The following is a 13161-nucleotide window of genomic DNA, read 5'->3' on the forward strand; positions in this document are numbered from 1 at the left end:
ATGGCATAAAAAAGCCAGCTCTTGCGAGCCGGCTTTTCATATCATAAGCAATGATTATTGTGCTTTTATCTTGAAATCATCTACTTCCCATGTTGCTGCGGCAGCAGTAGTAGAAGTATATTTAAATGCAATTCTTACGTTTTTCCCTAGGAAAGCGCTTAAGTTTACGTTACCTGACCCAACCCAGTCGCCGAATGCATTGGCGTTGGTATCTAAAGTAGCCGGTAACAGAGTCCACGTTGTGGTTGCAGGATCGCCGGTATAGTTATCTGTAGCATACACCTGTAATGCATTTCCTGCGTATCTTACGTCTGTTGAAAAGCTTACTGCAGCTTTAGTTTTTCCAACCAGGCTCACCGCTTTGGAAACCAACCAGTCTTCGTTCACAATATTATTTCCGGCACCTCCGGCATTACCATTCATCATTGCGTAGTAATTCTGCCCGTTTCCTTGGTTAGATGTCTGCCAAACCTGAGGACCCGTCACATTCTTTACCGTCCAGTCTGAACTGAATCCACCTGCTGCAAAATCATCACTGTACACAACCGGAAGTGGCGTATATACGCTTCCGTCACATCTTGGTGCATCAAAGTCAATATTCGCCAGTTTAGTGATCCACAACTGATAGGTTCCATTATAGATACTTAAAATAGCGTATGCATCACCTTTTCCTCCTTTTACTTCGTAACCTCCCGGAGCAACAGTACCAAATTTTGCCTGTCCGCTTGTTCTCAGGACAACAGTATTTCCTGAACAATCCTGAAGCGTTCTGCTTGTTACGGCACTTCCATCAGTTAGTGTTCTTCCCAGGTCTCCATCAACAAACTGAAGATCTTTAATTTTAATCCATCTTCCTACATCACCGGCTGTTAACTGAGAAATTGTTTTTTCGGTAGGTACCACCGGTCTTGAAGCGGTATTGCTGTCGAAGAAATATTTATACATATTTATTTCCTCTATCTGTCCGAACTGTGTATCATTATTGAATAAAGCCCCTAACTGAACTTCTCCGTTTACACTTCTTACATACAGGTTTTTAAGTTTGATATTCACATCTTTACCTAATCTGAATCTGCTGTCAAGATACAGGTTCGTTTTGTTCATGTTTATTCTGATTCCTCCTGTAGCATCTTCTACATACATATACTTATAAAGGTTTCCTGTTTCATCATTAGCTACCACCTGAGCTTTAAGGTAAGAATCTGAAGTGATCTGTACCCAGTTTGTAGTGCCTGCAGCCAACTGTTTCACATCAGCCACTGTTTTAGCGGTAAGTGAACCTGGATTAAAGTCACATGGTCCTTCTGTAAGACCGTCTAAACGTGGGAACTTCTTCATATCAAGATCTTCCGACTTGTTTACATATAATTGATAAGTAGGTGTATTTCCAGATTGGAATTTACTGTAAATCCCAACAAATTTACCATTACCAGAAGGAAGAAGCTGACCTGCAAATGCAGCATATCCACTGTTTCTTACCACCGCAGTTTTTGCATATTTTCCAGCTGTCCATCCTTCACCTATTGTTTTATCTACCGTTACTCCATTGGGTGCATACGTAGTACATAAAGCTCTCGCATCAAATTCTACATCATTTACCTGAATAAGACATCCGAAATATTGGTCATTGGCAGGAACCATGTCAGCCAGTTTCATTATTTTCGGTACAATCTTTCCTTTTGGAGCACAAGATCTGAAGATATGCTTTCCAACAAGTTTTTCAGGAATTCTTGATACAGACGAAGGAGTGGTTTCCGCCCCTGTTTTCATACCAAGCTGTACAAGGTTTCCATAAGCACCTACAGCAAGGCCGTTAAGCTTGATATATACTTTTGATCCCTGAGGATACTTGGTATAAGTACTTACTGCATCTACACTCACGGTAAACCCCTGTGTAGGATTTTCCAGTGCATCCTGAACGTAGATCGTCTTATAAATATTTCCTGTTTCATCCGTAGAAGAAACATACCCTACCATATATAAATCATCTTCCTCATTATTGGGTGTGGTATCTTCCGGGAAAACATAGGTTACATTATTCTGAAACTTAGCTTTAACGTCGGCAAAAGGCATTATAATCCCATTTTTGTCGGCACAGTCATACCCGTCAAGATTGGGTTGGTCGTATTTATCATCATGCACACATCCTGTCGTTATGAACAAGGAAGCTGCTGTGATAAAAATATATTTTAAAATTGAGTTATATTTTTTCATTGTAGTCGTTTTAGAATCTTAAATAAACATTAGTAAAGAAAGTTATTCCTCTGTCATACCAAAGTTTTGGTCCGAAATAAGGAGTTTCTCTCTGCGCATCAGCAAGTGCATCACTAAAGTTTACATTTCGTCCTTGTTCAAATCCTCCGGTCACATAATTCCTGTTGTTCAGGATATTATTTACAGAAACACTGATTCCCATTCTGTATTTTCCAAACTGGAAAGATTTGCCGGCATTGGCATTCAGCATAAACTGGTTATCAAATTTTTTCTGCTTGGTAATAAGCTCAATCAGTTCAGGAGTTACTCCGGCAAAAGGATCATTAGTCTGTGGATCCGTATACATATAAGGCGTCTTATTCAACGCTGAGAAATCAAGATACTGATCCATCAGGTAGTTCGCAGATGCTCCTACCCACCAGTATTTCGGAGAATTATATTTTAATCCCAAAGAGAATGCTTTTTGAGGTGTTCCGGCTACTTTATATCCTTTAACATTAGCTTTACCCCAAACGTCTGTTCCTCTGAACCCGTTTAAGTCATCAAAAGTGGACACTTCAGGATTGTTGGTGTATTTGTACTCTCCTACACTGGCTACCCCTACTGCATTTAAGGTAGGTGTAATCTTAACATCGAAACCTAATTCAAGCCCCATGTATCTTTTATTAACTCCACTCATCGCTTCATTAACCAAAGTACTGAAAGAATTTCCCAGGGTACCGTCGTTTACGTCAGCATAATATCTTGAAATCTCCGTGGCGTTTTGAATCGTTGTTAAATAACCTGATAGTCTCAATTTTAAAATCTGTCCTCTCATTACGTAGCTCAGATCATTAGAATTGATCATCTGGTTGGTAACTCCCGGAGTTTGGTAATCCACCATCCTAGGGTTGATATAGATTTCATTAAGTGTAGGTGCTAAGCTAAAGAATGCCCCGTTGTAAACAATAAAGTTCTTACCGTTGATTTTATAGGTAATCTTCCCTTTAACCCCGGCATCCAAGGCATCATATACTGTACTTTTACCTTTGGAATTGTCTCTGAATCTGGCAATTCCACTTCTGAAGTGTCCTTCTCTGTATGCTTCAGAATAAGAAGAGAATACAGAAGCCACTACATTCCATTTATTGAAATCTATTTCAGAAGAAATGTTCAGTGAATAATGATTTCTTGTCAGCTCGTAAGAATATTGAGTTCTGTCTCCTTCTCTTACTTCTGCATTAGCATTATCTGCATCATATCTTGTATCACCGTTGAATGCATTGAGATTACTGGCAAAATTAGCTCCTAATAAATCTTTAACTCTTCTGAAGTTATCAGATTTTAAATTCTGATAGTTGAAGTTTACATTCAATTTCCAGTTATCTTTCAGCCTTGTATCAAAATGAGATGAAAAGTTGAATGTTTTATCTTTATTAACATCTTCTACAATAGTATAAACAGCTCCTCTTGGCTTTCCTTCACCATCAACAAGGTTAAGACGGTTGGCATTATAAAGAGAATTCCAGTCTATTTGTGACTGCTGTCTGAATTCATCAGCAGAAAGAAGTCCGTAACTTGGCAGTTTTCTGTAATAAGTAGGATTTGGGTCTGGAGCATGGAACCAGTCGAGTCTGCTTCTTGCATCGCTACCAAACTGATAAGATACAGTGTTTGTCCAGTTAGAGTTTTTACCCACTTTCAGGTAATCTGTTAAGATGAACATAGGTTCAAAAACATTTCTGATTCTGGAGTTTCTTTTCTCTCCATCCTGCCATCCCCAGTACGAATTATAATTTTTACCCATCAGGTCGTATACTTCCTGAGTATTCGGAGCGTTGGAAGCCCTGTACGTAGGAGACCCAAAGGCTGTTAAATTAATGGAGTGTCTATCCGTGAATTTTTTCTCAATAGATGCAAAATAAGCATAGGCATCCTGATAAACACCATCAATAATTGCCCTGTCTCCCCATCTTCTGCTTGCAGAAACAGTTACAGCCCATCCGTTTTTAGTAAGACCTGATGAATAGGTAGCCATGGCTCTGTGCAGGTAACTTCTGTTCGTAAATGAATAGGCTAATGAAGTTTGTTTTCTATAGCTGGAAGCTCTGGTATTATAATATACTACCCCACCTAAATTACCAAAGGTATATTCTGAAGGAGTAATATTGTCTACATTCTCATAAGGATATCTCGTCACATCATTCATCCCTCCCCAATTGTTGAAGTCTATTCTTCCGTCATCATTCTTAGACATGGATACACCGTTAAAAAGAACATCTTCAAATCTGTTGTCTACCCCTCTTGGTCTGAACCAGTAAGCACCGAGTTCAAAAGCAGAAACATTCTGAAAAGCATCTCTTCCTGAGCTTAAAAGTCCTACAGTAGGCTGCATAGATGAGCCCCCGTCTTCAGAATCACTTGCAGAGTCATCAATGACTATTACTCCTGCATCTGATCCCAAAGTGTAATTAAGTGTAATAACACCTAAGTCTTTTCTCTTCTCATTTTCAGCTACATCAAACTCTAAGATTTTTGACTCAAAGTTTGGTTTTGCCACTGTAATAAGATAGTGTCCAGGTTTTAAATCCACAAACTGGAAGTATCCAATTTTATCCGCAGTCACATCGTCAACGGATTGTGCCAGATCTACTTCTGCTTTCTCCAAAGGCTTACCATCCTGATCTTTAACATACGCATATACAGTGGTTTGCGCAAAATAAAAAGATGCAGGCATTAAAGTAAATAAAGAGATTAGGGATAGTTTTTTAATCATAATAAACTTATTTTTAACTCCTTCTTTATTTAAGGGGCAACAAATTTAGAACTATTTTCATTAAGTCAAACAGTTTTAGCTGTTTATTCTATTAAATTTTCTTAACGCCCCGGTATTATCATAAAAATATATGCTAATTTCCATCGATTACAAAAAATAGAATAATAATATTCTTATAGTTAAACTTATCTTAAAAATGAAGGCCTTTTTTCGTATATAATATAAGAAATCCGGAAGCCGGGAAAGGTAAAATAATAGCTTTTCTTAGCTCCAGCTTTGGCTTTCAACCTAATCCTTAATTTCTTATTAAACTGAACTCAAATTATTTTAGTCTTTATTCTTATATAAAATTAGTAATTTTACCCCCTCAGTTTTTTTGAATATACTAAGAATATGAAAAAATATTTAATCATCGCCGCTCTGTTTTGCTTCAGTTCTGCTTTTTCACAACAAAAGCAGGTCAAAAGAGCAGCTATTGCCTTCCTGAACGTAGAAAACCTTTGGGATACCATTCCTTCTGCAGATTATATTGATGGAACTCTTCCTCTTTCTAATCCTAAATTTCACAGAAGTGTACCTGTAGATTCTTTAAAGTTTCTTGAAACAACGGAAGATTATAAAGGAGAATGGAGCGATGATCTGTTGATTGGAAAAAAAGTGATCAGAAAACAGTTTTTATCTGAAGACTTTACAGCCAACAGCCCTAAAAGATGGGGAACAAAATATTATAATCAGAAACTGGCTAATGAGGCTAAGGTGATTTCGGAACTGGGAAGACAATACACCAATGACAACCCTGCAATCTGTGGATTAATAGAGGTTGAAAACAGACAGGTCATTGAAGATTTAATCAAACAGCCAGCTTTGGCAAAAAGCAATTATGGGATTGTTCATTTTAATTCTTATGATTCCAGAGGAATTGATGTAGCCATTATTTATCAAAAAGGAAGATTTTCCGTATTGGATTCTTATAAAAAAGAGATCAAAATTTACGATGAAAACGGGAGAAGAGAATATACCAGAGATATTGTTATCGCTATTGGATTACTGGATGGAGAAAAAGTAGGTCTCTTTATGAACCACTGGCCGTCCAGAAGGGGTGGTGAGGCAATTTCTCTTGCCAAAAGAAATACAGCTGCCACTGTCCTGAAAAGTGAAATGGATAAAATAGCTGCTGAAAATCCGGGAATAAAGCTATTCTCAATGGGTGATTACAACGACGACCCTGTAAGCCCGAGTTTGAAAAAACACTTAGCTGCCGTAGGTGATCCAGGTGAGTTATCAGATAAGACTCCTTATTACAACCTGATGTATAAATTATATAAAGCTGGCGTTGCTTCACTGGCATACAGAGATGCTCCGAACTTATTTGATCAGATTATCGTTTCAAGAAATCTTTACTCACCGGAAAAAATAACGCCTACCTATACCATCTATAAAGCAGAGATCTATGCTCCGCCTTATCTTGTAAACAAGGAAGGACAATGGAAAGGATATCCATTACGTTCCTGGGATGGAGACCGGTTCACAGGCGGATACAGTGACCACTTCCCTGCGGTTTCTGTAGTTCAGAAAGAATATATTAAAAAATAAATATAGAAAGGCACTCTTATTGGAGTGCTTTTTTAGTATAAATAATTGAATCATGAAAAATTTTGTTTTACTGCTGCTTATGGCCATTCTTCCATACAGTTGCTATTCTCAGAATACACCTAAAAATAATAAAGAACATGCAGAAATGAAACCTTCTAAAAATGAAGATGGAGAGTGGGATATTGTTGTCATAGACACCCAGTTTGATTATTTTTTGAATGCTATTGCCAAACCTATGAATCAGTATTCAGAATCTTATCTGAAAAACAAGAATACATTCCTGGTCAATGAATGGAATAGTTATTACAACACCGGCAAATACAGAAATGTTATAGAATCAGGAATAGATTATGATCCACGGGAAAACTACGGGATAAAATTTGAATATAAACTGTATCAGGTCTTTGCATACGTAAATTGGAAATACGGCCTCAAAATGAATGGCCTGTCCGGAAGTGATGCAATAAGATAATAACATCCAATAAAATAATAAAGGTTCAGAAATTTCTGGACCTTTATTATTTAAACCATTCATTACACAGCATATTATCTATAATACCAGAATAAAATTAATAAATTATCTAGAAATTCATCATAAGATTTAATTATATTTGTATATCACTGAATTTTGATTTTCAGTAAACTAATAACCTATAAAACTAATTTAACTCATGAAGAAAATGTTTTCAGCACTGTCTGTGCTATCCGTATGCCTGCTAAGCGCTCAGCTTTATGTTCCGGGAACACTGTCTGCTTCCACGAATACAAATGTTGGAATTAACATTTCAACTCCCCAAGGGTCATTAGATATTAACGCTAATGGAAATATCCCCATAATAAGAGGAAACGGTGGGTATATTCCCACTGGCTTAAGGTTTATTGATGATTCTTACACTCAGCAGGGAACTGTAAAAGAATGGGCAATATGGAAAGGAAATCAATGGGCAAAAGGATTAGCTTTCATGAGGTATGATGCTATTTCTCCCTGCTCAACAGGAATCTGTGATGCTCCACTATTCCTTCACGACAATGGAAATATTGGAATGGGTTCCTTAAATCCGGATGCCAAGTTAACTGTAAAAGGAAAGATCCATGCTGAAGAGGTAAAAGTGGATCTTAACGTGCCTGCTGATTATGTATTCCAGAAATATTACACAGGAGCTTCCAGCTTACAACCGGAATATACAATGCCTACTCTTGAAGATGTAGAAAAATTCACCAAGGAAAACAACCACCTTCCGAATATTCCATCGGCAAAAGAAATACAGGAAAAAGGACTGAATATAGGGGAAATGTCCAATTTACTGTTGCAGAAAATTGAAGAACTTACTCTTTATACGATTGAACAGAATAAGCTGATTAAGGAACAGCAAAAAAGAATCGAGGCTTTAGAACAAGCTAAAAAATAACCTATACAGTATTATTTATGAAAAAAATTCTAATACTATTAACCTTGTGCCTGGCTGTAATTCAGATTACCGCACAAAGTTATGAGGAAACTTATCTGAAAGATGAGAAGAAAAGGCTTGATAAAGTAACTCTTACTGAAATAGAAATTGAAAACTTTATCACTCAGAATATCAATACATTTGATTTTACAGAAGTCATCAACGCTACAGATACTACAAATAAAGAAACCGGACAGCCTCTTTCTGTCTCAGACTACAACACTGCACTTAATACGGCAAAGCGGCAAAAGCTAAGAAATGAATATTTCAAAAGAAATCCTGAAAAAGTAAGCCTGTATTTCGCACAGGTTCTTCAGCAGTGTACCAATGGAGGTTTTGAAGATAATGGCGGCTCTACAGCAGGCTATGGATTTGCCAGTGATGTATATGATCAGTCTACCTGGGCACAATACACCCTTACACCGACCACTGTGGTCAACCCTGCGCCCAACTCCAACGTTACATTAGTAGATACCAGTTCTGCAGATCCCAACATTCCAAGTATTCCCAGGGTATATTCCGGAAAATATGCCATTAGGCTCAACCAGCCTACCAGTGTGTTGTCCAGAAGAGCCTCATTGCTAAGAAGGCAGTTTATTGTTAATGAGAGGAGCATCAGCTATGCCTATGCTTTATTTTTCCAAAATCCTGCAGACGGAGGCCACACAAACGATACGAGATATCCCTATTATCAGGTAAGACTTAAAAACAGCAGTGGAAATATAGTATACCAAAGAACCGTTGACGGAGTCTCCAATCCTCTTTTCAATTATAATCCGGCAAACAATATTTTATACTCAGGGTGGAGATGTGAAAACATTGATACTTCACAATATATGGGGCAGTTTGTAACACTGGAAATCATTATGTCAAACTGTGGAAACAGCGGCCATTACGGATATGGTTATTTTGATGATTTCTGCGGGCTGCCTCCTAACTGCAATATTCCTACTGTTGGAACAATCAATCTTCATCCCCGAAACCAAACAGGATGTCCCCAAGACCCTATGTATATCACGGGTAATTATCAGCTTCCTCCCAATGCAACGTTTCAAATGCCCGGAGCCGGCATTAAGCTAGATATCTTAGAAGCAAGCACAGGAAATCTTGTAACGACCTTAATTTCTCCCAACTTTCCAAATACTAATAGCTTCAGTTTTTATGTAAGTAGTTACTCCTTTTACCCCTCAGGAATGACCTCTAATACAGAGTTCAACTTTAGGGTAAGAATGGTTTATAATATGGGAGGAATTAACCAGCCGGAAGTTTCGGCCAACTACACCAACCCTCCTGGTCCCGATGTTTCATTTAAAAACTGTAACAGCCCATGTTTTGAAGAAATGTACATCAATGAAAAGGTAGTTACGTCTCAAACTTTTCAGGCAAGCGGAGGAATCTATGCGAGCTCACAGATTTATCCTAACCTTGAAGTTACTTATAGAGCGGGATATCAGGTTCATCTATTGCCAGGCTTCTACGCTACTGGCCAGGATGTTGGAATATTTCATGCATATATCGGCCCCTGCGAAGAAAACAATACGTTTACCAAAATCCCTCCTGTAAATTCAATGAGGACCTCTGAAACTCAAATATTACCGGCAGAGATTAAAATCCATCCCAATCCTGCCTCAGGGTATTTTAAAATAAGTACAGGCAATGAAAAACTTCTTTCATGGGAAATGTATGACCTTTCCGGAAAGATGGTACTGAAAGGAAATACTTCTGAAGCCCATCTTCAGAATCTTTTAAAAGGTAATTATTTCTTAAAAATAAATCTTGAAAAGAGGCAGGTGAGTAAAACCGTTATCTTAAAATAATACACAACAAAAAAGGTTCAGAAATTTCTGAACCTTTTGTTTATAATAGCTGAAAATTATTTGTTGAATAACTCCTCTACTTTATCCCAGTTTACTACATCGAAGAATGCAGAAACATAATCAGGTCTTCTGTTTTGGTAGTTTAAATAATAAGCATGCTCCCAAACATCTAATCCTAAAACCGGAGTTCCTTTAACGTCTGCAACAGGCATTAACGGGTTATCCTGGTTTGGAGTAGAAGAAACAGATACAGAACCGTCAGCATTTTTCACTAGCCAAGCCCATCCTGAACCGAATCTTGTTTTAGCAGCATCAGAAAAATCAGTTTTGAATTTCTCTAAACCACCATAGTTTTCAATAGCAGCTTTTACGTTTCCTACAGGTTCTTTACTTCCTCCAGGAGTTAAAATAGTCCAGAATAAAGAATGGTTGAAGTGTCCTCCACCATTGTTTCTTACTGCCGGTTTATCAGTTCCTGTTTTACAGATTTCCTCGATAGTTTTCCCTGCCAGCTCAGTTCCTTCAATTGCTTTATTTAAGTTGTCAATATACGCCTGGTGATGTTTTGTATAATGGATCTCCATAGTTTTTGCATCAATAGTTGGCTCTAATGCATCGTATGCATATCCTAGTTTTGGTAATTCAAATGACATAATCTTTATTTTTAATGTTATATCCAAAATTAGCCAATATTTAAGGTATTATCAAGGTTTGGGGATTACTTTAATAAATCTTTAACATTGATATATTGATTTAGAATGAATTAAAGTTTAAAATAAAATACCCGCATGTACTTATTACCCTCCTAAAAATGAAAAAGCACGAATCCCAAAACAGGATCCATGCTTTTTCTATTTAACAATAATTAAATTTATTTATTCATAGACATCAGGAATTCCTCATTATTAAGAGTTCCTTTGATGTTTTTATTTACAAATTCCATAGCTTCTATAGGATTCATTTCAGAAAGATATTTTCTAAAGATCCACATTCTCTGAGAGGTAACCTCGTCAAGAAGAAGATCATCCCTACGTGTACTTGAAGAAATCAAGTCAATAGCCGGATAAATTCTTCTGTTAGCAATTTTTCTGTCCAGTTGAAGCTCCATGTTTCCGGTACCTTTGAATTCTTCAAAGATCACTTCATCCATTTTGGAACCGGTATCAATAAGTGCTGTAGCAATAATCGTTAAAGAACCTCCTCCTTCAATTTTTCTCGCTGCTCCAAAGAATCTTTTCGGTTTGTGAAGTGCATTCGCATCAACTCCCCCGGAAAGAACTTTACCTGAAGCCGGAGTCACGGTATTATATGCTCTTGCCAGCCTTGTGATAGAATCCAGCAGGATAACAACGTCATGCCCACATTCTACCATTCTCTGAGCTTTTGCAAGAACAAGGTTAGCTACCTTTACATGCTTTTCAGCCGCTTCATCAAATGTAGAAGCAATTACTTCTGCATTCACGCTTCTTTCCATATCAGTAACCTCCTCAGGACGTTCATCAATCAAAAGAACCATCATGTATACTTCCGGGTGATTCGCTGCAATAGAATTGGCAATATCTTTAAGCAACATGGTCTTACCAGTTTTAGGCTGCGCAACAATCATTGCTCTCTGTCCTTTTCCGATAGGTGCAAATAAATCTACAATTCTTGTTGAAATGGTAGATTCGCTCCCTGCAAGATTAAATTTCTCTTGTGGGAAAAGTGGTGTAAGATATTCAAAGGCAACCCGGTCTTTGATAAAAGCAAGATCGCGTCCGTTTACTTCCGTAGGTTTTAGTAAAGAAAAATATTTTTCCCCTTCTTTCGGAAGTCTTACAATTCCTTTCACGGTATCTCCGGTTTTTAAACCGAAGTTTCTGATCTGTGCTGTAGAAACATACACATCATCAGGTGAAGAAATATAGCTGAAATCTGAAGAACGAAGGAATCCATAGTTATCAGGCAGTATCTCTAAAACCCCCTCAATACTTACCATACCGTCGAAATGAAATTCTTTCTTATGGTCAGTCTGTTCCTCTGCCTTTTCAGAATGTCTGTTTTGATTCTGGTTCTGGTGTTGGTGCTGTTGTTGTTGATTTTGTTGCTGATGCTGATTTCTATGTTGATTTCCGCTGTTCTGCGGATGGTTGTGTCCTTTTGGGGATCTGTTAGCCTGTTGCTGAGGATTCTTAGGCTTCTCTTCTGCCTGGGCAGGCTCCTGAGATGGAGATTCTGTATTTTTAGGAGCTTCTGTTCTTTCCTGAGATACTTCTGTATCACCTGTATTTCCAGAAACCCTTTTTCTTTTCTTTTTAGCTTGTGATGCAGCAGTCACTTCTTCTGTTGCTGCGGCTACCACTGCTTCGGGTTTAGGTTCTTCGGGTTTTATTTCTTCAGAAACAGGAACCGTTTCCTCTGCCTTTTGCTCCACTTTCGGTTCAACCGGAGTTTTGGCATTCACTTTTGGCTTTGCTACCATTTTCCTTGGAGCAGCTTTTTTTGCCGGGGCTTTTACAGGTTTATCTGCTGTGGCCTCTTCCGTATTTGGACTGGTTTCTGTGGCGTTGAAATAATCTTTTGCAACTTTAGGGTTGGAAGCCTGAAAGTCAAGAACTGCAAAGATTTTATCATTCTCATTGCTATTTCTTGCAACTTTAACGCCTAAATCCTTTAAGATTTTCGTCAGTTCCGTTACGGATTTTGACCTTAACGTTTCTATGTTAAACATACTTAATGTAAAAATGTAATTAATTGTGAGTAAGAAAAGTAAGTCCGGTGACTTTGGTTTTCAAGTACATTGTATAATGCAAATCTACACTTATTTTTGAATTGTGCAAAATTTATGTTATTTTTGCCAAGAATTTAATATTCAATGCTACAGAGAATACAAACCATATGGACGTTACTGGCAGTTTTATCTGCTGTTTTTCTTTTCATTACAGGACAGGATGTTGTTATTTTGAACAACATTCCGGTGCTTACTATAGGGTGTATCCTGCTGGTTTTAGCCGGAGCATTAAGTATTTTCAGTTTTAAAAACAGAAAAAGACAAATTTTGCTGAATTCTGTCAGCATCATTATAAACGTTTTGTTGATTGGTGTATTGGCGTACTGGCTGCTAAGCTTATCCGGAGGAATTCAATTTCCTGAGAAGGGTATTGAGCCGATTTTCCCATTAATCGCGGTGATCTGTTTGCTTATTGCAAATGTATACATCCGTAAAGATGAGAGGCTCGTGAAATCTGTAGACAGACTTCGGTAACCTTACAACGATTTTTTGAGTGAGAACAGCTTCTTTTTAGGAGCTGTTTTTTTTATCAGAAACAGGTTCTGCCTCTTATAAAACAATTTC

9 protein-coding genes are annotated in these 13161 nt (G+C 37.7%); 5 read left to right on the plus strand and 4 right to left on the minus strand.

Features of this window, described 5'->3' with window-relative positions; genetic code table 11:
- Positions 1–54: 54 nt before the first annotated feature.
- Positions 55–2214 carry a DUF5689 domain-containing protein gene (locus MP478_RS18640; protein ID WP_257190346.1) on the minus strand — a complete coding sequence of 720 codons (2160 nt, stop codon included), beginning with the start codon at positions 2212–2214 and terminating at the stop codon, positions 55–57.
- Positions 2215–2224: 10 nt separating this feature from the next.
- On the minus strand, positions 2225–4969 hold the full coding sequence (locus MP478_RS18645) for a TonB-dependent receptor (protein WP_257201297.1): 2745 nt from the start codon (positions 4967–4969) through the stop codon (positions 2225–2227).
- Between the two features lie 393 nt (positions 4970–5362).
- Between MP478_RS18645 and MP478_RS18650 the strand changes: the two genes are divergently transcribed.
- From MP478_RS18650 to MP478_RS18665, 4 genes are all read left to right on the plus strand, one after another.
- Complete coding sequence (locus tag MP478_RS18650; protein ID WP_257190344.1) at positions 5363–6562, plus strand: endonuclease; 1200 nt, start codon at positions 5363–5365, stop codon at positions 6560–6562.
- A 52-nt stretch (positions 6563–6614) separates the two neighbouring features.
- A complete protein-coding gene (locus MP478_RS18655; protein WP_230033766.1) occupies positions 6615–7034 on the plus strand; it encodes a DUF6146 family protein in 420 nt (139 codons plus the stop codon).
- Between the two features lie 199 nt (positions 7035–7233).
- On the plus strand, positions 7234–7971 hold the full coding sequence (locus MP478_RS18660; protein WP_257190343.1) for a hypothetical protein: 738 nt from the start codon (positions 7234–7236) through the stop codon (positions 7969–7971).
- A 17-nt stretch (positions 7972–7988) separates the two neighbouring features.
- Entirely contained in the window at positions 7989–9827 is a 1839-nt protein-coding gene (locus MP478_RS18665; RefSeq protein WP_257201298.1) for a T9SS type A sorting domain-containing protein, read from the plus strand.
- A 56-nt stretch (positions 9828–9883) separates the two neighbouring features.
- On the opposite strand, the gene MP478_RS18670 is transcribed toward MP478_RS18665, so the two are convergent.
- Positions 9884–10480, minus strand: a complete 597-nt coding sequence (locus tag MP478_RS18670; protein WP_230033759.1) for a superoxide dismutase — start codon at positions 10478–10480, stop codon at positions 9884–9886.
- A gap of 218 nt (positions 10481–10698) precedes the next feature.
- A complete protein-coding gene (gene rho / locus MP478_RS18675; protein WP_257201299.1) occupies positions 10699–12537 on the minus strand; it encodes a transcription termination factor Rho in 1839 nt (612 codons plus the stop codon).
- Between the two features lie 144 nt (positions 12538–12681).
- Here rho and MP478_RS18680 point away from each other — a divergent pair, with 144 nt between their 5' ends.
- Complete coding sequence (locus MP478_RS18680) at positions 12682–13071, plus strand: DUF4293 family protein (RefSeq protein WP_230033755.1); 390 nt, start codon at positions 12682–12684, stop codon at positions 13069–13071.
- Positions 13072–13161: the final 90 nt, after the last annotated feature.

The organism is Chryseobacterium sp. WG14 (genome assembly GCF_024586945.1).
Taxonomy (GTDB): domain Bacteria; phylum Bacteroidota; class Bacteroidia; order Flavobacteriales; family Weeksellaceae; genus Chryseobacterium.

Excerpts from the sequence above, each read along its gene's own strand:
- MP478_RS18640 (WP_257190346.1), bottom strand. The coding sequence starts at position 2,214 with ATGAAAAAATATAACTCAATTTTAAAATATATTTTTATCACAGCAGCT.
- MP478_RS18660 (WP_257190343.1), top strand. The coding sequence starts at position 7,234 with ATGAAGAAAATGTTTTCAGCACTGTCTGTGCTATCCGTATGCCTGCTA.
- MP478_RS18670 (WP_230033759.1), bottom strand. The coding sequence starts at position 10,480 with ATGTCATTTGAATTACCAAAACTAGGATATGCATACGATGCATTAGAG.
- MP478_RS18680 (WP_230033755.1), top strand. The coding sequence starts at position 12,682 with ATGCTACAGAGAATACAAACCATATGGACGTTACTGGCAGTTTTATCT.
- MP478_RS18665 (WP_257201298.1), top strand. The coding sequence starts at position 7,989 with ATGAAAAAAATTCTAATACTATTAACCTTGTGCCTGGCTGTAATTCAG.
- MP478_RS18655 (WP_230033766.1), top strand. The coding sequence starts at position 6,615 with ATGAAAAATTTTGTTTTACTGCTGCTTATGGCCATTCTTCCATACAGT.
- MP478_RS18645 (WP_257201297.1), bottom strand. The coding sequence starts at position 4,969 with ATGATTAAAAAACTATCCCTAATCTCTTTATTTACTTTAATGCCTGCA.
- rho (WP_257201299.1), bottom strand. The coding sequence starts at position 12,537 with ATGTTTAACATAGAAACGTTAAGGTCAAAATCCGTAACGGAACTGACG.
- MP478_RS18650 (WP_257190344.1), top strand. The coding sequence starts at position 5,363 with ATGAAAAAATATTTAATCATCGCCGCTCTGTTTTGCTTCAGTTCTGCT.